Annotated in this window: 18 protein-coding genes; 2 read left to right on the top strand and 16 right to left on the bottom strand. The window is 58.8% G+C overall.

Annotated elements, in window-relative coordinates:
* Window positions 1–4: 4 nt before the first annotated feature.
* The 16 genes from dnaE to rpsB form a co-directional block, all read right to left on the bottom strand.
* A complete protein-coding gene (gene dnaE / locus L8I05_RS09590) occupies window positions 5–3,526 on the bottom strand; it encodes a DNA polymerase III subunit alpha (protein WP_159954665.1) in 3,522 nt (1,173 codons plus the stop codon).
* Between the two features lie 77 nt (window positions 3,527–3,603).
* Window positions 3,604–4,230: a ribonuclease HII gene (gene rnhB / locus L8I05_RS09585; RefSeq protein WP_162530304.1), complete on the bottom strand. Its 627-nt coding sequence runs from the start codon at window positions 4,228–4,230 to the stop codon at window positions 3,604–3,606.
* Window positions 4,231–4,232: 2 nt separating this feature from the next.
* Window positions 4,233–5,372: a lipid-A-disaccharide synthase gene (gene lpxB / locus L8I05_RS09580; protein ID WP_242168565.1), complete on the bottom strand. Its 1,140-nt coding sequence runs from the start codon at window positions 5,370–5,372 to the stop codon at window positions 4,233–4,235.
* Window positions 5,373–5,374: 2 nt separating this feature from the next.
* Window positions 5,375–6,151 (bottom strand): acyl-ACP--UDP-N-acetylglucosamine O-acyltransferase, encoded by a 777-nt coding sequence (lpxA, locus tag L8I05_RS09575; protein WP_159954662.1) that lies wholly within the window; start codon window positions 6,149–6,151, stop codon window positions 5,375–5,377.
* Entirely contained in the window at window positions 6,148–6,588 is a 441-nt protein-coding gene (fabZ, locus tag L8I05_RS09570) for a 3-hydroxyacyl-ACP dehydratase FabZ (RefSeq protein ID WP_003172281.1), read from the bottom strand. The genes lpxA and fabZ overlap by 4 nt, the downstream gene beginning before the upstream one ends.
* Window positions 6,589–6,699: 111 nt before the next feature.
* Entirely contained in the window at window positions 6,700–7,755 is a 1,056-nt protein-coding gene (gene lpxD / locus L8I05_RS09565) for a UDP-3-O-(3-hydroxymyristoyl)glucosamine N-acyltransferase (RefSeq protein WP_177016258.1), read from the bottom strand.
* 3 nt (window positions 7,756–7,758) lie between these two features.
* Window positions 7,759–8,262: an OmpH family outer membrane protein gene (locus L8I05_RS09560; RefSeq protein ID WP_003172279.1), complete on the bottom strand. Its 504-nt coding sequence runs from the start codon at window positions 8,260–8,262 to the stop codon at window positions 7,759–7,761.
* Window positions 8,263–8,307: 45 nt separating this feature from the next.
* Window positions 8,308–10,695 carry an outer membrane protein assembly factor BamA gene (gene bamA / locus L8I05_RS09555; RefSeq protein WP_177016259.1) on the bottom strand — a complete coding sequence of 796 codons (2,388 nt, stop codon included), beginning with the start codon at window positions 10,693–10,695 and terminating at the stop codon, window positions 8,308–8,310.
* 74 nt (window positions 10,696–10,769) lie between these two features.
* Window positions 10,770–12,122 (bottom strand): sigma E protease regulator RseP, encoded by a 1,353-nt coding sequence (gene rseP / locus L8I05_RS09550; RefSeq protein ID WP_242168563.1) that lies wholly within the window; start codon window positions 12,120–12,122, stop codon window positions 10,770–10,772.
* A 53-nt stretch (window positions 12,123–12,175) separates the two neighbouring features.
* Complete coding sequence (gene ispC / locus L8I05_RS09545) at window positions 12,176–13,366, bottom strand: 1-deoxy-D-xylulose-5-phosphate reductoisomerase (protein WP_242168560.1); 1,191 nt, start codon at window positions 13,364–13,366, stop codon at window positions 12,176–12,178.
* Window positions 13,363–14,172, bottom strand: coding sequence for a phosphatidate cytidylyltransferase (locus tag L8I05_RS09540; RefSeq protein ID WP_197624437.1), 810 nt, complete (start codon window positions 14,170–14,172; stop codon window positions 13,363–13,365). Before L8I05_RS09540 ends, ispC begins: the two co-directional genes overlap by 4 nt.
* Complete coding sequence (uppS, locus tag L8I05_RS09535; protein WP_016974405.1) at window positions 14,173–14,928, bottom strand: polyprenyl diphosphate synthase; 756 nt, start codon at window positions 14,926–14,928, stop codon at window positions 14,173–14,175.
* Window positions 14,929–14,945: 17 nt separating this feature from the next.
* Window positions 14,946–15,503, bottom strand: a complete 558-nt coding sequence (gene frr / locus L8I05_RS09530; RefSeq protein ID WP_016974404.1) for a ribosome recycling factor — start codon at window positions 15,501–15,503, stop codon at window positions 14,946–14,948.
* Window positions 15,500–16,243, bottom strand: coding sequence for a UMP kinase (gene pyrH / locus L8I05_RS09525; protein ID WP_003172271.1), 744 nt, complete (start codon window positions 16,241–16,243; stop codon window positions 15,500–15,502). The genes frr and pyrH overlap by 4 nt, the downstream gene beginning before the upstream one ends.
* Before the next feature lie 212 nt (window positions 16,244–16,455).
* Window positions 16,456–17,319, bottom strand: a complete 864-nt coding sequence (gene tsf, locus L8I05_RS09520; RefSeq protein WP_083359812.1) for a translation elongation factor Ts — start codon at window positions 17,317–17,319, stop codon at window positions 16,456–16,458.
* A gap of 203 nt (window positions 17,320–17,522) precedes the next feature.
* Window positions 17,523–18,260 carry a 30S ribosomal protein S2 gene (gene rpsB / locus L8I05_RS09515; protein WP_003219330.1) on the bottom strand — a complete coding sequence of 246 codons (738 nt, stop codon included), beginning with the start codon at window positions 18,258–18,260 and terminating at the stop codon, window positions 17,523–17,525.
* 386 nt (window positions 18,261–18,646) lie between these two features.
* On the opposite strand from rpsB, the gene map reads away from it, so the two are divergent.
* Complete coding sequence (gene map / locus L8I05_RS09510) at window positions 18,647–19,429, top strand: type I methionyl aminopeptidase (RefSeq protein WP_159954656.1); 783 nt, start codon at window positions 18,647–18,649, stop codon at window positions 19,427–19,429.
* 64 nt (window positions 19,430–19,493) lie between these two features.
* The gene (locus tag L8I05_RS09505; RefSeq protein ID WP_177016263.1) at window positions 19,494–22,196 is read left to right on the top strand and encodes a [protein-PII] uridylyltransferase; all 2,703 of its coding nucleotides are present in this window, start codon (window positions 19,494–19,496) and stop codon (window positions 22,194–22,196) included.
* Window positions 22,197–22,302: the final 106 nt, after the last annotated feature.

Here is a 22,302-nt window from a genome sequence, read left to right as displayed (position 1 = left end):
ACCGTCAACGGTATTGGAGGAAGACGTTGTCTCGCCCGAACTGGTCACGCAATGCTTGAATCAAGCCATCAGCGGGATCAATTCGCCACGTCTCGCCAAACTGCAACATCGCCTTGGCGTCATTGCCGGTGTACTCCATGGTCACCGGGCACGCGCCTCGGTGGCGTTTGAGCAGGTCACCCAACCAGCGTAGCTGATCGCCTTTGAGGGCTTCGGTCTTGACCTTCAAACGCAGGCTTTCGGCGAGGTTGGTGCGCGCATCTTCCATGCTCATCACCCGCTTGATGCGCAGGCGCAGCCCCCCGGAGAAGTCATCGTTGCTGACCTCCCCTTCCACCACCACCATCGCATCCGTCTGCAGCAACGACTGCGCGGAATGGAAGGCGTCGGCAAACAGCGACGCTTCAATGCGGCCCGAGCGGTCGTCGAGGGTGATAAAGCCCATCTTGTCGCCCTTTTTATTTTTCATCACCCGCAGGGCGATGATCATACCGGCGACGGTCTGGGTGTCGCGCGCCGGTTTCAGGTCGATGATGCGCTGACGGGCGAAACGGCGGATTTCGCCTTCGTATTCGTCAATCGGGTGCCCCGTGAGGTACAGGCCCAAGGTGTCTTTCTCACCTTTGAGGCGCTCCTTGAGGGTCAGCTCCTTGGCCTTGCGATGGTTGGCGTACACATCCGCGTCTTCTTCGACGAACAGCCCGCCAAACAGGTCGGCATGGCCGCTGTCATGGGTGCGCGCGGTCTGTTCGGCCGCTTTGATCGCCTCTTCCATGGCGGTCAGCAGCACTGCACGGTTGCGGTCGATATTGGCCTGGTAAGCCTTCGGCTCATCATGGAAATACGGGCCGAGACGGTCGAGTGCGCCGCTGCGGATCAAACCATCAAGGGTACGTTTGTTGATGCGCTTGAGGTCAACCCGTGCGCAGAAGTCGAACAGGTCTTTGAACGGCCCGTCCTGACGCGCTTCGGTGATGGCCTCCACCGGGCCTTCGCCCACGCCTTTGATGGCGCCCAGGCCATAAATGATGCGACCTTCGTCGTTCACCGTGAACTTGAACTCCGAGGCGTTCACGTCCGGCGCGTCGAGGCGCAGCTTCATGGTGCGCACTTCCTCGATCAAGGTCACGACCTTGTCGGTGTTGTGCATATCCGCCGAGAGTACCGCGGCCATGAACGGCGCCGGGTAGTGGGCTTTCAGCCAGGCGGTCTGGTACGACACCAGGCCGTAGGCGGCGGAGTGGGATTTGTTGAAACCATAACCGGCGAATTTTTCCACCAGGTCGAAAATGTTACCGGCCAGGTCAGCGTCGATATTGTTGGTGGCGCAACCTTCAATGAAACCGCCGCGCTGCTTGGCCATCTCCTCGGGCTTTTTCTTACCCATGGCGCGACGCAGCATGTCCGCACCGCCAAGGGTGTAACCGGCCATGACCTGGGCAATCTGCATCACCTGTTCTTGATACAGGATGATGCCGTAAGTCGGCGCCAATACCGGCTTGAGGCCTTCGTACTGGTAGTCGGAGTGCGGGTACGCCAGTTCAGCGCGGCCGTGCTTACGGTTGATGAAGTCGTCCACCATGCCCGATTGCAGCGGGCCCGGACGGAACAGCGCCACCAGTGCGATCAAGTCTTCCAGGCAGTCGGGCTTGAGCTTTTTGATCAGCTCCTTCATGCCGCGCGACTCAAGCTGGAACACCGCCGTGGTTTCGGCTTTTTGCAGCAAGGTGTACGTCGGTTTGTCGTCCAGCGGGATAAAGGCGATATCCAGCGGTTCTTCGTTGACCTTGGCGCGCTCGCGGTTAATCGTCTTCAGCGCCCAGTCGATGATCGTCAGGGTCCGCAGGCCGAGGAAGTCGAACTTCACCAGGCCGGCCGCCTCCACGTCGTCCTTGTCGAACTGGGTAACCAGGCCGTCACCTTCTTCATCGCAATAGATCGGCGAGAAGTCGGTGAGTTTGGTCGGCGCAATCACCACACCACCGGCGTGTTTACCAACGTTACGCACCACGCCTTCGAGCTTGCGCGCCATGTCCCAGATTTCGGCGGCTTCTTCATCGACCTTGATGAAGTCGCGCAGGATTTCTTCTTGTTCGTAGGCCTTTTCCAAGGTCATGCCGACTTCAAACGGGATCATCTTCGACAGACGGTCCGCCAAGCCGTAGGACTTGCCCTGCACCCGGGCCACGTCACGGATTACAGCCTTGGCCGCCATGGAACCGAAGGTGATGATCTGGCTGACCGCGTTGCGGCCGTATTTTTCGGCCACGTACTCGATCACGCGGTCACGGCCATCCATGCAGAAGTCGACGTCGAAGTCGGGCATGGACACCCGTTCCGGGTTCAGGAACCGTTCGAACAGCAGGTCATATTCCAGCGGGTCGAGGTCGGTAATCTTCTGTACATAGGCCACCAGCGAGCCGGCACCCGACCCCCGGCCAGGCCCTACCGGCACGCCGTTGCTTTTGGCCCACTGGATAAAGTCCATTACGATCAGGAAGTAACCGGGGAAGCCCATCTGGATAATGATATCCAGCTCGAAATTCAGCCGGTCGACATAAACCTGGCGCTTGGCATCGTAGTCTTCGGTGGTGTCCTTGGGCAGCAGCACGCTGAGGCGCTCCTCCAGGCCATCGAACGACACTTTGCGGAAATACTCGTCGATGGTCATGCCATCGGGAATCGGGAAGTTGGGCAGGAAGTGCTTGCCCAGCTTCACTTCGATATTGCAGCGCTTGGCGATCTCGACGGAGTTTTCCAGGGCCTCGGGCAGATCGCTGAACAGCTCGGCCATTTCATCGGCGCTTTTGAGGTACTGCTCTTCGCTGTAGTTCTTCGAGCGGCGCGGGTCATCCAGCGCCCGGCCTTCGCCGATGCACACACGAGTTTCGTGCGCCTCGAAATCTTCCTTCTTGATAAAACGCACATCGTTGGTCGCCACCAGCGGCGCACCCAGCTTGTCGGCCAGGGCCACAGCGGCGTGCAGATGCTCTTCGTCGTTGGGACGGTTGGTGCGCTGCACTTCCAGATAGAAGCGGTCAGGGAAAACGTCCATCCACTCGCGGGCCAACACCTCGGCTTCCTGCGGGTTACCGCCGAGCAGCGCGATACCGATCTCGCCCTCTTTGGCCGCCGAGAGCATGATCACGCCTTCGCTCGCTTCGGCCACCCACTCGCGCTCGATGATGATCGAGCCGTTGCGCTGGCCGTCGATAAAGCCACGGGAAATCAGTTCGGTGAGGTTGCGGTAACCGACGCCGTTCATCGCCAACAGGCTGATGCGGCTCAGGGGGTTATCCGGGTCTTTGTTGGACAGCCACAGGTCGACGCCGCAAATCGGCTTGATGCCGGCGCCCATGGCGTTTTTGTAGAACTTGACCAGGGAACACATGTTGTTCTGATCGGTCACCGCTACCGCAGGCATGTTCATGCCCACCAGGGTTTTGACCAGCGGTTTGATCCGTACCAGGCCGTCGACCAGGGAATATTCAGTGTGCAGGCGCAGGTGAACGAATGAAGCCGGCATAGTGATCCTGTCTAAAAACTTAGAAACAACAAGGCCCGGGATTGTACCGGGCCTTGAGCAAAACATCAGCCTCGCGACTAAACCTCGCTGAGGCTCTCACGCGCCTCGTAAGCCTGGCGCACCGGGGCAAACGAGCGGCGGTGGATCGGCGTGGGGCCAAGGCGAGCCAGGGCTTCCAGATGAACGGGCGTCGGATAACCTTTGTGACCGCCAATGCCGTAGCCGGGGTAGATCAATTCGAACGCGGCCATTTCACGGTCACGGCTGACCTTGGCCAGGATCGAGGCAGCAGCGATAGCCGGAACCTTGCTATCGCCTTTGACCACCGCTTCTGACGGCATCGCCAGTTTCGGGCAACGGTTGCCGTCGATCATCGCCATTTTGGGCGTGATGTGCAGGCCTTCCACCGCGCGCTGCATGGCCAGCATGGTCGCGTGGAGGATGTTCAACTTATCGATTTCTTCAACTTCGGCCCGAGCGATGTGCCAGCTCAGGGCTTTTTCACAGATCTCGTCATAGAGCTTTTCACGACGGGCTTCGGTGAGTTTCTTCGAATCGTTGAGACCGAGGATCGGGCGATTCGGGTCGAGAATCACTGCTGCCGTCACGACTGCGCCACACAACGGGCCGCGCCCTACTTCGTCAACACCCGCCACCAGTTCGTGGGCTTGGGCAACGAGGCTGAAATCCAGGCCCATTTGCACGCTCATAAGGCTTCCTGTTTGTGGCCGATCAAGGTCAGCACCGCATCCGCCGCCTGGTTCGAGGCATCACGGCGCAGAGTGCGGTGAATGTCGTCGAAACCACGAGTCTGCTCTTCGCCGCCGTCGATCAAGGGTAGTAGAGTTTGCGCGAGCGCCTCGGGCGTTGCATCGTCCTGCAACAACTCAGGCACCAGCAGACGCTGAGCCAGCAGGTTGGGCAAGGAGATGTAAGGGCTTTTGACCATGCGCTTGAGAATCCAGAAGGTCAGCGGCGCCAGGCGATAAGCCACGACCATTGGGCGCTTGTACAGCAAGGCTTCCAGGGTGGCGGTGCCTGAGGCGATCAACACCGCGTCACACGCCGCGAGGGCCAGGTGTGACTGGCCGTCGAGCAGGGTCAATGGCAGGTTGCGACCTTCCAGCAGTGTTTCGATTTGTGCGCGACGCTGCGGGCTCGCGCAGGGCAAAACAAAACGGACACCCGGTTTCAGTGCTTGCAAGCGCTCGGCGGCATCAAAAAACAGCGCCCCCAGACGACCGACTTCGCCACCACGACTGCCCGGCATCAGCGCGACCAGCGGCCCGTCGGACAGGCCCAGTACGGTACGCGCGGCGGCGCGGTCAGCCTGCAGCGGGATGGTATCAGCCAGGGTGTGCCCGACAAACCGCACCGGCACGCCCTTCTCTTCATAGAACCGGGCTTCGAAGGGCAGCAAAGTCAGCATCAAGTCGCAACCTTCACGGATCTTCAGCACGCGCTTCTGCCGCCACGCCCACACAGACGGGCTGACGTAGTGCACGGTCTTGATCCCGGCCTGACGTAACTTGAGTTCGATATTGAGGGTGAAATCCGGTGCGTCGATGCCGATAAAGACGTCGGGCTTTTCTTCGATCAGCGTCTGAATCAGCAGCTTGCGGCGAGCCAGCAGCTCACGCAAACGGCCCAGCACTTCGACCAGGCCCATGACTGACAGGCGTTCCATTGGGAAGTAGGAAGTGAGGCCTTCAGCCTGCATGAGCGGGCCACCGACACCGATAAACTCCACCGCAGGATGTTGGGCCTTGAGCGCCCGCATCAGTCCGGCGCCAAGAATGTCGCCGGAGGCTTCCCCGGCGACCAGCGCGATACGCAGATTGGCCATGATCAGCGAGTAATGCCGCGAGTCGATGCCTGGATCGAGTCACGGAACACCGCGACTTCCGGGAACAACGCTGCCGGCTCGGTCAGTTCGGTCAGGGCCTGGTCAACCGTGAGTCCCTGGCGATAAACCACCTTATAGGCACGGCGCAGAGCGTGAATCGCATCTTCGCTGAAGCCGCGACGGCGCATGCCTTCGAAGTTCATGCTGCGTGCTTCGGCTGGGTTGCCGAATACCGTGACGAAGGCTGGAACGTCTTTACCAATGGCTGTGCCCATGCCGGAAAAGCTATGGGCGCCAATATGGCAATACTGGTGCACGAGGGTGAAGCCGGACAGGATCGCCCAGTCGTCAACATGCACGTGACCCGCCAACGCGGTGTTGTTGACCAGGATGCAATGGTTGCCGATCACACTGTCATGGCCGATGTGTGCATAGGCCATGATCAGGTTGTGATCGCCCAGGGTGGTCTCGGCACGATCCTGCACGGTGCCGCGGTGAATGGTCACGCCTTCACGGATGATGTTGTGATCACCGATGACCAAACGCGTTTCTTCACCCTTGTACTTCATGTCCGGGGTGTCTTCGCCTACCGAGGAAAACTGGTAGATACGATTGTGCTTGCCAATGCGGGTCGGACCTTTAAGGATCACGTGCGGCCCGATGACAGTCCCCTCGCCGATTTCAACACCTGCGCCGATGATCGACCAGGGGCCGACCTCAACGTCGGCGGCCAGAACGGCCGACGGATCGATGATTGCGCGAGGGTCAATCAAACTCATAGTTTGCGTTCCGCGCAGATGATCTCAGCGGAGCACACCGGCTTGCCGTCCACCGAGGCCTGGCATTCGAACTTCCAGATCTGGCGCTTGCAGCTGATGAACTTGGCTTCCAGGATCAACTGGTCGCCCGGGGTGACCGGGTTACGGAAACGCAGCTTGTCGGAGCCCACGAAATAGTAAAGCGTGCCATCGGCAGGCTTGAGGTCGAGCATTTTGAAACCAAGGATACCGGCAGCCTGGGCCATCGCTTCGATGATCAACACGCCCGGCATGATTGGATGCGCAGGGAAGTGACCATTGAAGAACGGTTCGTTGATGCTGACATTCTTGTAGGCACGAATGCGCTTTTCCTCAACATTGAGGTCCACTACACGGTCCACCAGCAGGAACGGGTAACGGTGGGGCAGGTATTCGCGAATCTCGTTGATGTCCATCATTTCGGGGGGAAGCCTGTAATAAAGATTGGGGGCGGGCGGACTAAACGCACGCCCCGCTAGCAAATCAAGGAGGCAGTCTAGCGGCTGTGCACACTTGATATGGAAATGGTATCAGCCTTCTGATGAAGCATTACCGCCAGGGGTCACGTCCTCGACACGCTTTTCGACCTGTTTGAGACGTCGGGCCATTTCATCGATCTTGCGCAAACGTGCCGCACTTTTGCGCCATTCAGCCGCAGGCTGCATGGCCGTACCGGAAGAGTAGGACCCAGGCTCGGTAATCGAGTGGGTCACCATGGTCATGCCGGTAATGAAGACGTTGTCGCAAATTTCGATATGCCCCACCAGCCCGACGCCACCGGCGAGCATGCAATGCTTGCCGATCTTGGTGCTGCCGGAAATCCCCACGCAGGCGGCCATGGCGGTGTGATCGCCAATCTGCACGTTATGGGCAATTTGAATCTGGTTGTCGAGCTTCACACCGTTACCGATCACGGTATCGGCCAACGCCCCGCGATCCACAGCGGTGTTGACACCGATTTCCACGTCATCGCCGATCAATACGCCGCCGACCTGGGCAATCTTGTGCCAGACGCCTTTGGCGTTGGCAAAGCCAAAACCTTCACCGCCGATCACGGCGCCCGACTGAATCACCACACGCTCACCGATACGCACGTCGTGGTACAGGGTAACGCGGGGTGCCAGCCAGCCATCGGCACCGATTTCACAGCGCGCACCGATAAAGCAATGGGCACCCACGGTGACGCCGGCGCCAATGCGCGCGCCACTCTCGATCACGGCGAACGCACCAATGCTGGCCGCAGGGTCAACCTGAGCATCATCGGCAATAACCGCCGACGGATGAATACCGGCAGCGGCCTTGGGCTTTGGATCGAATAGATGCGAGGCCCGGGCATACGCCAGGTAAGGATCAGCCACCACCAGCGCATCCCCGGTAAACCCTTCGGCATCGGCGGCCTTCAGCAACACGGCTGCGGCTTGGCTGTCGACCAGGTATTTACGGTATTGGGGATTTGCGAGGAAGCTCAACTGAGCTGGGCCAGCCTCCTGCAAGGTGGCTAGCCCAGTGATTTCTTTCTCCGGGGAGCCACGCAAGGTGGCTCCCAGGAACTCGGCCAACTCGCCGAGTTTGATAGTCGCGGTCATGGCTTACTTCAGCTGGTTCATGCGCTCGATCACCTGACGGGTGATGTCGTATTGAGGCTTGACGTCAATCACGGCGCCACGCTCGAACACCAGGTCAAAGGCACCTTTCTTGATGACTTCTTCCACAGCGCTGTCGAGTTTCGGCTTGAGCTGCTTGAGCATTTCACGGTCAGCAACGGCTTTGGCTTCGTTCAGCTCCTTGGACTGGAACTGATAGTCACGAGCCTTTTGCTTGAACTCAAGCTCCAGACGCTCACGCTCGCCTTGCTGCATTTTGTCGCCGCCGGCTACCAGGCGGTCCTGGATACCCTTGGCACTGCTTTCCAGCGTCTTGAGCTTGGTCAGCTGCGGACCGAATTTTTTCTCGGCGTCCACGGCGTATTTCTTGGCCGCGTCGGATTCCAGCAGAGCCATCTGATAGTTCAGAACGGCGATTTTCATTTCGGCGAAGGCCGGGGTGGTTACCAGCACAGTGGCCAGCAGAACCAATTGAGTCAACTTACGCACGATGTACTCCTACAGAATCCGTTGTCGTTATCTTGGGTCAGACGCTTAGAACGTCTGGCCGAGGGAGAATTGGAAAATCTGGGTTTCAGCGTTATCCGGTTTCTTGATCGGCATGGCCAGAGCAAAGCTCAATGGGCCAAGCGCGGTCACCCACGTCACACCAACACCCACGGAGCTGGCGAGGTTGCTCAGGCTGATGTCGTTGCACTCGGTCTGAGACTTCACACCGCTCGGGTTAGTGATCTGTTGGCACTTGGAGTCGAACACGTTACCGACGTCCCAGAAAACCGAAGTGCGCAACGAACGCTGATCCTTGACGAATGGCAGCGGGAACAGAAGCTCCGCACCACCTTGGATCAACACGTTACCACCAAAGGCCAGCGCGTCATTGTCCGAATCAGGCTGCGTACCCTGGTTGCCGGTCACGGCTACACCACGGCTTGGCGTACCACGTGGGCCCAAGGTGCTGTCCTTGAAACCACGAACCGAGTTGAAACCACCTGCGTAGTAGTTCTCGTAGAACGGCAGACCGTTGGTTGAACCATAACCGTCGCCATAACCCAGCTCGGTATGCAGGCGCATGGTGTAGTTATCGCTCAGAGGCTGGAACAACTGGCCACGGTAGTCGAGCTTGAAGAACGACAGGTCGCTGCCCGGCGTGGTGGCTTCCGCAGTCAGGCTTTGGGAATGGCCACGCGTCGCCAGCACACCTTTGTTCAGGGTCGATTCAGACCAGCCGACCGACGCCTTGAAGTTCAGGAACTGGTCGCCCTCTTTACGCACGAAGTCGAAAATCTCATCCGTGGTGTACACACCGGTCTTGATTTTGTCCTGCTGCGCAGTGAAACCGAAGGTCAGACGCGACGTTTCGCTGATCGGGTAACCGATGTTGACACCGGCACCAAGGCTGTCGATCGCATAACTTGCAACGTCAACGTTGAGGTCTTTGTAGTCGGTGGTGCGATAGAAGGCGTTGTAGCCCAGGCTCACACCGTCAGCAGTCCAGTAGGGGTCGACATAACCGAAGTTATAGCGGCTCTGGTATTCGCTTCGGGTCAGGCCGATGGAAACCTTGTTACCGGTACCGAGGAAGTTGTTCTGGGTAATCGAACCACCCAGGATCAGGCCGGCACTCTGTGCAAAACCGACGCTGGCGGTGATCGAGCCCGAGGCTTGCTCTTCAACGGCGTAGTTCACGTCAACCTGGTCATCCACACCCGGTACGGCCGGGGTTTCGACGTTGACTTCCTTAAAGAAGCCCAGGCGCTCAAGACGGGTCTTGGACTGGTCGATCAGGTAAGTCGATGCCCAGCCACCTTCCATCTGACGCATTTCGCGACGCAGCACTTCGTCCGCAGACTTGGTGTTGCCACGGAAGTTGATGCGGTTCACGTAGGCACGCTTGCCTGGGTCGACCACGAAAGTGATGTCCACAGTGTGGTCATCATCGTGCGGCGTCGGCACGCCGTTGACGTTGGCGAAGGTGTAGCCTTCGTTACCCAGGCGGCGGGTGATCAGCTCGGACGTGGTGGTCATCAGCTTGCGCGAGAACACCTGGTTCTTCTGCACCAGCAGCAATGCCTTGACCTGGTCTTCAGGTACTTTCAGGTCGCCACTGAGCTTCACGTCACGAACGGTGTACTTCTCGCCTTCGTTGACGTTGACAGTAATGTAGACGTGTTTCTTGTCCGGGGTGATGGACACCTGGGTCGAAGCGATATCCATGTTGATATAGCCACGGTCCAGGTAGTAGGAACGCAGACGCTCCAGGTCACCCGACAACTTCTCACGCGCATACTTGTCATCGTTCTTGAAGAACGACAGCCAGTTGGTGGTCTTGAGTTCGAACAGGTCGATCAGGTCGTCATCAGCGAACTTGGTGTTGCCCACCACGTTGATGTGCTGGATCGCCGCCACAGTGCCTTCGTTGATGTTGACCTTGAGGCCCACACGGTTACGAGGCTGGGGGATCACTTCAGTTTCCACGGTCGCGGAGTAGCGACCCTGGGCAACGTACTGGCGTTGCAGTTCGTTACGCACACCTTCAAGGGTGGCGCGCTGGAAGATCTCGCCCTCGGCAAGGCCGGATTGCTTGAGCCCCTTCATCAAGTCGTCAGTGGAGATCGCTTTGTTACCTTCGATCTCTATACTGGCGACAGAAGGTCGCTCGACGACAGTGATGACCAGGACATTGCCTTCGCGACCCAGTTGGATATCTTGAAAGAACCCGGTTTTGAACAGCGCACGAGTGGATTCCACCAGGCGACGATCATCCGCCTGTTCCCCGACGTTCAACGGCAAGGCACCAAAGACGCTACCCGCGGAAACCCGCTGGAGGCCGTTGACACGAATATCGGAGATAGTGAAGGACTCGGCGTGAACTTCGGCGATCATCAATACGGTGAGAACCGCAGTTAGCAGCAGACGTTTCATGAAGTCCTTTCTTATTCCAACTGGCAATAAACAAACTGCCGCAAAATGCGGCAGATTCGCAATTCAGCGAAGCGTTACAGTCGTCCCAGATCGTTGACCAGAGCTAACAACATCACTCCGACCACCAAACTGATACCGATCTGTATCCCCCAACCCTGCACCCGATCCGACAAGGGGCGACCACGCACCCACTCGACCAGATAAAACAACAGATGCCCCCCATCCAATACTGGAATGGGCAGCAAATTCAGAACCCCAAGGCTAATACTCAGATAAGCCAGGAAATTCAGGAAATCCGCGACACCCGACTGGGCAGAAGCGCCCGCCACTTTAGCAATGGTTATCGGTCCACTCAAGTTTTTTACCGAGAGCTCGCCGAACAACATTTTCTTGAGCGATTCGAGGGTCAGCACACTCATGGTCCAAGTGCGCTTTGCACCCTCGCCAATTGCCGCCAACGGCCCGAAGCTGACCTCGCGCACCATCGATGGCGGCCACTCTACACCTTTCACCCCGGCACCGAGATAACCCCCGGCTGCCTTGGCCTCCCCGCGAACCGCGAGGTTCACAGGGACGTCGATTTGAGCACCATCGCGCTCAACTTTCAGCACAATTTTGGTATCAGGGCGTACACGCACCAGGTCGACCACTTGCTGCCAATCGCCCAACGCCTGACCATCAAGGGCCAGCAGACGATCGCCGGTTTTCAGACCAGCAGCCTGCGCCGGACCTTTCGGGTCGAGCTCGGCGAGCACCGGCGGCAACGCCGGTCGCCACGGACGAATGCCCAGGGACTTGATCGGGTCAGGCTCATCAGCGCCCTTGAGCCAATGGTCGAGGGACAATTCACGCGGCGTTTCGGTGGTGGCATCCTGCTCGCGCACCACGACATTGATGGTGCCGCTTTCACCCATGCGGCGCACCAACTGCAAATTCACAGCGCCCCAACCCGTGGTTGGCTCGCCATCAATAGAAACAATTTCCTGCCCGGCGACCAGGCCAGCCTTGGCCGCCATGCTATCCGCCTCAACCGCGCCGATGACCGGACGCACCTGCTGGCTGCCCATCATGGCCAGGACCCAGAAGAACACTATCGCCAAGAGGAAGTTGGCGATCGGGCCGGCTGCAACAATAGCGATACGCTGACGAACGGTCTTACGATTGAAGGACTGGTCCAACTGATCAGCAGGCACTTCGCCTTCGCGCTCATCAAGCATCTTCACGTAGCCACCCAACGGGATGGCCGCGATCACGAATTCAGTGCCCCGCCGATCGTGCCAACGCAGCAGCGGCATGCCAAAACCGACGGAAAAGCGCAGTACCTTGACGCCGCAACGACGGGCCACCCAAAAGTGGCCGAATTCGTGGAAGGTCACCAACACACCCAGAGCAACCAGGGTGCCGACAATCATGTAGAGCGCACTCATCTAATTTCTCCGCATTCCAATCCAGTGCCTGTAGGCTCAAACCTGCCCACAAACTAACGCGCGTTGCGGTTCAACCATTGCTTGGCCAGGGTACGGGCCTTTGCATCAGCCTCGAACACTGCCCCTAAATCATCCACAGCCACAACGGGCTCAAGGCTCAAAACATCCTCGATGATACTCGCGATCTGCGGAAAGCGAATACGCCCGTCAAGAAACGCTGCCACAGCCACTTCATTCGCCGCATTGAGCATGGCCGGCGCGCTGCTGCCCACCTCCGCCGCTTGCCGGGCCAGACGCAGGCACGGAAAGCGCTGCTCGTCCGGCGCCTCGAAATCCAGGCGTGCAATCGCGAACAGGTCCAAGGGTGCGACACCGGAGTCGATCCGCTCCGGCCAAGCCAGGGCATTGGCGATCGGTGTACGCATGTCGGGATTACCCAACTGCGCCAACACCGAACCATCCACATAGTCGACCAGGGAATGAATCACACTTTGCGGGTGGATCACCACCTCGACCTGATCCGGCCGGGCATCGAACAACCAGCACGCCTCGATCAACTCAAGGCCTTTGTTCATCATGCTCGCCGAATCCACGGAGATTTTGCGCCCCATGGACCAGTTCGGGTGCGCACACGCCTGATCAGGCGACACATGCTCAAGATCATCCAGCGGAGTTTGCCGGAAGGGTCCACCGGAAGCCGTAAGGAGAATCCGCCGCACGCCAACCTGGGTCAGGCCACGGGCAAAATCACCGGGCATGCATTGGAAAATCGCGTTGTGCTCGCTGTCCAGGGGCAACAGCACGGCGCCACTCTTGCGCACCGCCTGCATAAACAGTGTGCCCGACATGACCAATGCTTCTTTGTTGGCCAGCAGGATCTTCTTGCCTGCATCGACTGCCGCCAGTGTCGGCCGCAAGCCTGCTGCCCCGACAATAGCCGCCACTACAGTGTCGACTTCCGCATCGGCTGACACCTGGCACAGCCCCTGCTCGCCTACCAATACCTGAGTAGCCAGGCCGGCAGCGCGCAGATCGTCTTGCAAACCACGCGCCGCCGACGCCTCAGGCACGACAGCAAAGCGCGGCGTGTGGCGTACACACAAGGCCAGCAACTCAGCCAAACGCGTGAAGCCGGTCAGCGCAAACACCTGATAGCGATCAGGATGACGTGCTATCACGTCCAGAGTACTCAGCCCGACCGAGCCCGTCGCACCCAGCACCGTCACCTGCTGCAGGCGGCTCACGACGCCGTCATCCACAGCAGCACGGCAAAGATCGGAATCGCAGCGGTAAGGCTGTCGATACGATCCAGCACGCCGCCATGACCCGGCAACAGGTTACTGCTGTCCTTGATCCCGGCCTGGCGCTTGAACATGCTTTCGGTGAGATCACCCACCACCGAGATAAACACGACCACCGCCGTACCCAACAAGGCCAGGAGGATTTCCTTCACCGACCAGTCGCGCACAACACCGACAACCAGCGTGATCACCAGGGTCAACGCCAGGCCACCGTAGACGCCTTCCCAGCTCTTGCCCGGACTGACCGCCGGCGCCAGCTTGCGTTTACCGAAAGCCCGCCCGGAGAAGTAGGCACCGATATCAGCCCCCCACACCAGCACCATCACGGCCATGATCAACCAGTTGCCCATCGGCGAATTCTTGATTTCTACCAACCCTTGCCAGGCCGGCAGCAGAATCAATAAACCAATCACCAATTTGCTGGCCACACTGGACCACTGGCCGCTGGTACGCGGATAGGTCAGCACAAGGAAGGTCGCGAGCGCCCACCACAACACCGCCGCCCCCAACACCCAGGGCACCACAATGCTCGAAAGCGTATGCATGAGGAACAGTAGAAGTGCCACGACAGCGGCATACACCACGCGCGGCAACTGCTCGGTGAAACCTGCCAGGCGCGCCCATTCCCAGGCGCCCAAGGTCACGACCAGGCCGATAAACAGCGCAAAACCGGAACCGTCGAGCAGGAAAAACCCACACAAGGCAATCGGCAGCAGGATCAGTGCTGTGATGATTCGTTGTTTAAGCATTTAAACCCGGGCTCCAGCTTCGATCTGCTCGCTCGTTTTACCGAAGCGACGCTGACGGGAAGCGAAATCGGCCAGTGCATTACGCATGGCATCGTGTTTGAAGTCCGGCCAGAACAGGTCGGAGAAGTACAGCTCGGTGTAGGCCAACTGCCACAACAGGAAATTGCTGATGCGGTGCTCGCCACCGGTACGAATGCACAGGTCCGGCAACGGCAGGTCGCCGGTTACCAGGCAGGTTTGCAACAGTTCAGGCGTGATGTCGTCGGGCCTCAGGTGCCCGGCCTGCACTTCGCGGGCAAGCCGCTGTGCAGCCTGGGCGATATCCCACTGGCCGCCGTAGTTGGCTGCAATCTGCAACACAAAACGGTTCGCGCCGGCAGTGATAGCCTCGGCTTCGCGCATGGCGGCCTGCAGCTCCGGATGGAACCGCGAGCGATCACCAATGATGCGCAGGCTGATGTTGTTGTCGTTGAGGCGCTTGGCCTCACGACGCAGCGCCTTGAAGAACAGGTCCATCAAGGCACTGACTTCTTCGGCGGGCCGTTGCCAGTTCTCGCTGGAGAAGGCAAACAGGGTCAACACCTCAACCTTGGCCTCGGCACACACTTCTATTACCGCGCGCACCGCATCGACACCCGCTTTATGCCCGGCAACACCCGGCATAAAGCGTTTCTTCGCCCAGCGATTATTCCCATCCATGATGATCGCGACATGGCGCGGCACCACGGAGGGCACAGTCTGCTTGGTCTTTTCCATGAAGGCGTCCTGACCCCTTATACGGCCATCAGGTCCTTTTCTTTCTCTTCCGTGGCCTTGGTGATCTGGGCCTCGGCGTCTTTGGTCAGCTTATCGATATCGGCGACGGCACGACGCTCTTCGTCTTCGCTGATTTCTTTGTCCTTGACCAGCTTCTTCAGGTCACCCAATGCATCACGACGGATGTTACGCACGGCAACACGTGCATCTTCCGCTGCGCTGCGCGCCTGCTTGGTGAAGCCCTTACGGGTTTCCTCGGTCAGCGCAGGCATGGAGATCAGCAACAACTCGCCCAGGTTGGTCGGGTTGAGGTTCAGGCCGGCGCTCTGGATGGCTTTGTCGACAGCAGCAAGCATGTTGCGCTCGAAAGCCACGACCTGCAGGGTGCGCGAGTCTTTAACGGTAACGTTGGCCACGCCGCTCAGCGGGGTGTCGGCGCCGTAGTAAGGCACCATCACGCTGCCCAGGATGCTCGGGTGCGCTTTACCGGTACGAATCTGGCCGAATGCGTGGCTCAGAGACTCCAGGGATTTCTGCATACGCGCTTGGGCGTCTTTCTTGATTTCGTTGATCATTGTTGGCCTTCCTCGATCAGAGTCCCTTCCGCGCCGCCGTGTACGATATTCAGCAGGGCGCCGGGCTTGTTCATGTTAAATACGCGCAGCGGCATCTTGTGGTCGCGGCACAGGCAAATAGCCGTCAGGTCCATCACGCCCAGCTTGCGATCCAGCACTTCATCGTAAGTCAGATGATCGAACTTCTCGGCATGCGGGTCTTTGAATGGGTCTGCGGTGTAGACGCCGTCCACCTTGGTGGCTTTGAGCACTACGTCGGCATCGATTTCGATAGCGCGCAGGCAAGCGGCCGAGTCCGTGGTGAAGAACGGGTTACCCGTACCGGCAGCAAAGATCACGACTTCCTTGGCGTTCAGGTGACGCATGGCTTTGCGACGGTCATAGTGATCGGTCACGCCGACCATGGAAATAGCCGACATCACGATTGCCGAGATATTGGCACGCTCCAGGGCGTCACGCATGGCCAAGGCGTTCATCACAGTGGCCAGCATGCCCATGTGGTCGCCGGTCACTCGGTCCATACCCGCAGCACTCAGTGCCGCGCCACGGAACAAGTTACCGCCGCCGATCACCAGGCCGACCTGAACACCGATGCCCACCAATTGGCCGACTTCCAGTGCCATGCGGTCGAGTACCTTGGGATCAATCCCGAACTCTTCCGAGCCCATCAGGGCCTCGCCGCTAAGCTTGAGTAGAATGCGTTTATAGCGAGCCTGATAACCACTGCCCTGCTGAGCCATTGCGAATCTCTCCTGCGGCGTATTTTTTAAAAATTCTTGGCGAGCCGTTTACGGCTTGCGTTCACTCTAGCTGGACGCTATCACAGCGCCATCGGAACACGGCTTTGTAAGCCAGTTCCGAAAGGAAGCCAAATAAAAATTGGCCTTCCCATTTGAAAAGAGGCTGCGCGCGTGAGCGGGCAGCCTCTTTCGGGCGACAGTTAAAAACTGTCTTATTGCTTGGCGGCAGCCAGCTGGGCAGCAACTTCTTCAGCGAAGTTGTCGACCGGCTTCTCGATGCCTTCGCCTACTTTGTAGTAAGTGAAGGAAACGATTTCAGCACCGGCTTTCTTAGCCAGTTCGCCAACCTTGATTTCAGGGTTCTTGACGAACGCCTGCTCAACCAGGCTCGCTTCAGCCAGGAACTTGCTGATACGGCCTTTGATCATGTTTTCAACGATGTTCTCTGGCTTGCCGGCGATCTTGTCGGCGTTCAGGCTCAGGAACACGGCTTTTTCGCGCTCGATTGCGTCAGCAGACACTTCCGATGGCAGCAGGAACTCTGGGTTGCTGGCCGCTACGTGCATAGCGATGTCTTTAGCCAGCTCAACGTCGCCGCCTTTCAGGGCAACCACAACGCCGATTTTGTTGCCGTGCAGGTAGCCACCAACCACATCACCTTCGATGCGAGCCAGGCGACGAATGTTGACGTTTTCGCCAACCTTGCCGACCAGTACCAGGCGAGCAGCTTCTTGAGCTTCGATCAGAGGCTCAACAGTGGTCAGTTTGTCGGCGAACGCTTTTTCAACGCTGGCAGCAACAAATGCCTTGAAGTCGTCCTGCAGAGCCAGGAAGTCGGTCTGCGAGTTCACTTCCAGCAGAACGGCGGACTTGCCGTCTTCTTTCAGAGCGATAGCGCCTTCGGCAGCTACGTTGCCTGCTTTCTTGGCAGCCTTGATGGCGCCGGAAGCACGCATGTCGTCAATGGCTTTTTCGATGTCGCCGCCGGCCTTGGTCAAGGCCTTTTTGCAATCCATCATGCCTTCGCCGGTGCGCTCACGCAGTTCTTTAACCAACGCTGCAGTAATCTCTGCCATTTCAAAATCCTCTTGGATAGGTTTTCAACCATTCCACCCGATCAAACGGGCGATCAAACGGGCGATCAATTCTTCCCGAATCACCTTTGTAGGCCGCTGCACGTTACAGGTGTTGTAGCTGCGCTTCCGACAAATGGTTTTCGAGGTGGCAAAAAGGGGGCCAAGCCCCCTTTTTGCTTACTGAGTCAACGCCAGGGCGTCAATTACTCAGCTGCAGCTACCGGAGCTTCTTCGACGAACTGCTCGGTGCCACCAGCAACGTGGTTGCGGCCACGGATTACAGCGTCAGCCATCGAACCCATGTACAGCTGGATAGCGCGGATTGCGTCATCGTTGCCTGGGATGATGTAGTCAACGCCTTCCGGGCTGCTGTTGGTATCGACTACGCCGATAACCGGGATGCCCAGCTTGTTGGCTTCGGTGATCGCGATGCGCTCGTGATCAACGTCGATAACGAACAGTGCGTCAGGCAGGCCGCCCATGTCCTTGATACCACCCAGGGAACGATCGAGCTTTTCCAGGTCGCGAGTGCGCATCAGCGCCTCTTTCTTGGTCAGCTTGGCGAAAGTACCGTCTTCGGCTTGCACTTCAAGGTCACGCAGACGCTTGATGGAAGCACGGATGGTTTTGAAGTTGGTCAGCATGCCGCCCAACCAGCGGTGATCGACGTACGGCGAACCGCAACGTGCTGCTTCTTCAGCAACGATCTTGCCAGCGGAACGCTTGGTGCCGACGAACAGAATCTTGTTTTTGCCCTGGGCCAGACGCTCTACGAAAGTCAGAGCTTCGTTGAACATTGGCAGGGTTTTTTCAAGGTTGATAATGTGGATCTTGTTACGCGCGCCGAAAATGTATTTACCCATTTTCGGGTTCCAGTAACGGGTCTGGTGACCGAAGTGCACACCGGCCTTCAGCATATCGCGCATGTTGACTTGGGACATGATAGTTCCTTAATAAGTCGGGTTTGGCCTCCACGTATCCCAATGACCAACCAGCGGCATTCGCCTCCGGCACCCAGGTCATCGTGTCGACACGTGTGTGGATTTAAGCTCTGCGGGGCATCCCCGGAAAGCGGCGCATTTTATACCACACGAAGGACGAAAACGGAACCCGCAATCACATTTGCCGTGAGCGGCGTTTACGTAACCCTTTGAATAGAGCCTATATACCCCCACCTTATAGAAAGAAGCGATCATCAGAGGCTCATGATTTGACGCCATCGTCTGTTAGAATCGTGTTTTCTGTGGCTTGTGCGAATTCTGTAACCTTTTTGTCGCACGCCCGTAAACCGTATTGATTTCAGCGCGTCGCGCTAGAGAGAGCCTGTATGACCGTTAGTTTGAAAACCGCCGAAGACATCGCCGGCATGCGCATCGCCGGCAAACTGGCTGCCGACGTGCTGGAAATGATTGCCGAGCATGTCAAGCCAGGCGTGACCACCGAAACCCTCAACCAGATCTGCCACGACTATATAGTCAACGTGCAGGGCGCCATCCCTGCGCCGCTGAACTACAAGGGTTTCCCCAAGTCGATCTGCACCTCGGTCAACCACGTGGTCTGCCACGGGATCCCCGGTGACAAGCCGTTGAAGGACGGCGACACCCTGAACATCGACGTCACCGTGATCAAGGACCGCTATTTCGGCGACACCAGCCGCATGTTCCACGTCGGCACCGTACCGGTGTGGGCCGAGCGCCTGTCCCAGGTCACCCAGGAATGCATGTACAAGGCCATCGAAATCGTCAAACCCGGCTGCCGCCTGGGCGATATCGGTGAAGTGATCCAGAAGCATGCCGAAAAGAACGGCTTCTCGGTGGTGCGCGACTTCTGCGGCCACGGCATCGGCACAGTGTTCCATGAAGAGCCGCAAATCCTGCATTACGGCCGCGCCGGCACCGGCATGGAACTCAAAGCAGGCATGACCTTTACCATTGAGCCGATGATCAACCAGGGCAAGGCCGACACCAAGGTGCTGGGCGACGGCTGGACCGCAATCACCAAGGACCGCAAGCTCTCGGCCCAGTGGGAACACACCCTGCTGGTCACCGAAACCGGCTACGAGATCTTCACCCTGCGCGCCGATGACACCATCCCGCGCATTTCGGCTTAAAGGCTGACTTGGTTTTCCCACAGCGTGTTGTGACTGACTGACAGATAGAAAGGAAAGCCGATCAATGCCCCAGGTGGATCCCGAACTCTTCGACCGTGGCCAGTTCCAGGCCGAACTGGCACTGAAGGCGAGCCCCATCGCCGCCTTCAAGAAGGCTATTCGCCAGGCGCGCGAAGTGCTCGATGCGCGCTTTCGCAGCGGCCGGGACATTCGACGACTGATCGAGGACCGCGCCTGGTTCGTCGACAACATCCTGCAAAAGGCCTGGGAGCAGTTCAGCTGGAGTGAAGACGCCGATATCGCCCTGGTGGCCGTCGGCGGCTACGGGCGCGGCGAACTGCACCCCTACTCCGACATCGACCTGCTGATCCTGCTGGACAGCGCCGATCATGAGATCTTTCGCGATTCCATCGAGCGTTTTCTGACGCTGTTGTGGGACATCGGCCTGGAAGTCGGCCAGAGCGTACGCTCGGTGGACGAATGCGCCGAAGAGGCCCGTGCCGACCTCACCGTCATCACCAACCTGATGGAAAGCCGCACCATCGCCGGCCCCGAGCGCCTGCGCCAGCGCATGCTGGAAGTCACCAGCACCGCGCATATGTGGCCAAGCAAGGAGTTCTTCCTGGCCAAGCGTGCCGAGCAGAAAGCTCGTCACCATAAGTACAACGATACCGAATACAACCTTGAGCCAAATGTAAAAGGCTCACCGGGCGGGCTGCGCGATATCCAGACCATTTTGTGGGTCGCCCGCCGTCAATACGGCACCCTCAACCTGCGCGCACTGGCCGGTGAAGGCTTTTTGGTCGAGAGCGAAAACGCCTTGCTGGCCTCCTCCCAGGAGTTCCTGTGGAAAGTGCGCTACGCCCTGCACATGCTCGCCGGGCGCTCCGAAGACCGCCTGCTGTTCGACCACCAGCGCTCCATCGCCACACTGCTGGGGTTTGAAGGCGAAGACGCGAAGACCAGCATCGAAAGCTTCATGCAACAGTATTACCGGGTGGTCATGAGCATTGCCCAGCTCAGCGACCTGATCATCCAGCACTTCGAAGAGGTGATCCTGGCCCCCGAAGACGAAGCGCCGCCGCAACCGATCAACTCGCGCTTCCAACTGCATGACGGCTATATCGAGGCGCGCAACGACAACGTGTTTCGCCGCACGCCGTTCGCCATGCTGGAAATCTTCGTGCTGATGGCCCAGCAGCCGGAAATCAAAGGCGTACGCGCCGATACCATCCGCCTGCTACGCGAAAACCGTCATCTGATCGACGATGATTTTCGCAATGACATCCGCAACACCAGCCTGTTTATCGAGCTGTTCAAGTGCAAGATCGGTATCCACCGCAACCTGCGGCGGATGAACCGTTACGGCATCCTCGGGCGCTACCTGCCGGAGTTCGGTTTTATCGTCGGGCAGATGCAGCACGACCTGTTCCACATTTACACCGTGGACGCCCACACCCTGAACCTGATCAAGCACCTGCGTAAGTTGCAGTACACCCAGGTGTCAGAGAAATTCCCGCTGGCCAGTAAGCTGATGGCCAAGCTGCCCAAGCCCGAGTTGATCTATTTGGCCGGCCTGTACCACGACATCGGCAAGGGCCGGCATGGCGACCACTCGGAGGTCGGCGCGGTCGACGCCGAGGCGTTCTGCCAGCGCCATCAACTGCCGCTGTGGGATAGCCGCCTGATTGTCTGGCTGGTGCAAAACCACTTGGTGATGTCGACCACCGCCCAGCGCAAAGACTTGTCCGACCCGCAGGTGATCCACGACTTCGCAGGCATCGTCGGTGATGAAATCCGCCTCGACTATCTCTATGTGCTGACCGTCTCCGACATCAATGCCACCAACCCGACGTTGTGGAACTCGTGGCGCGCCAGCCTGTTGCGCCAGCTCTACACCGAGACCAAGCGCGCGCTGCGCCGTGGCCTGGAAAACCCGGTGGACCGCGAAGAGCAGATCCGCCGCACCCAAAGCGCGGCCCTGGATATCCTCGTGCGGGGCGGCAACGACCCGGACGACGTCGAGCAATTGTGGTCGCAATTGGGTGACGATTACTTCCTGCGCCACACCGCCGGCGACGTCGCCTGGCACAGTGACGCGATCCTGCAGCAGCCGGCCGACGGCGGCCCGCTGGTACTGATCAAGGAAACCACCCAGCGCGAATTCGAGGGCGGTACGCAGATTTTCATCTACGCACCCGACCAGCACGACTTCTTCGCCGTGACCGTGGCCGCCATGGACCAGCTCAACCTGAACATCCATGACGCCCGCGTCATCACCTCCAGCAGCCAGTTCACCCTCGACACCTACATCGTGCTCGACACCGACGGCGACTCGATCGGCGACAACCCGGTGCGCGTGAAAAAGATCCGCGAAGGCCTGACCGAAGCCCTGCGCAACCCGGACGATTACCCGACCATCATCCAGCGCCGGGTGCCGCGCCAGCTCAAGCACTTTGCCTTCGCGCCCCAGGTGACCATCTCCAACGACGCCCAACGCCCGGTGACCGTGCTCGAACTCAGCGCGCCGGACCGCCCAGGCTTGCTGGCGCGCATTGGCGGGATTTTCCTGGAGTTCGACCTGTCGTTGCAGAACGCCAAGATTGCAACCCTCGGCGAGCGCGTGGAAGACGTGTTCTTCATCACCGACGCCGACAACCAGCCGCTGTCCGACCCTGAACTGTGCCGACGCCTGCAGGACGCAATCGTCCAGCAACTGAGCGTGACCCAGGAACCCGGCGTCGAGCTGACGCGGCTGACGATTTGATTTCTTAACTGTGTGAACGCGATTCATGTGGGAGCTGGCTTGCCTGCGATGCGGGCACCGCGGTGTGTCTGGCGCAACGCAGCGATGCCATCGCAGGCAAGCCAGC

The sequence above is a fragment of the Pseudomonas sp. MONT-RG-20F-20-E-7-02 genome (assembly GCF_022662395.1).
Taxonomy (GTDB): Bacteria; Pseudomonadota; Gammaproteobacteria; order Pseudomonadales; family Pseudomonadaceae; genus Aquipseudomonas.
Note: the sequence above shows the minus strand (reverse complement) of the source record. Positions and strands in the feature narration are given on the sequence as shown.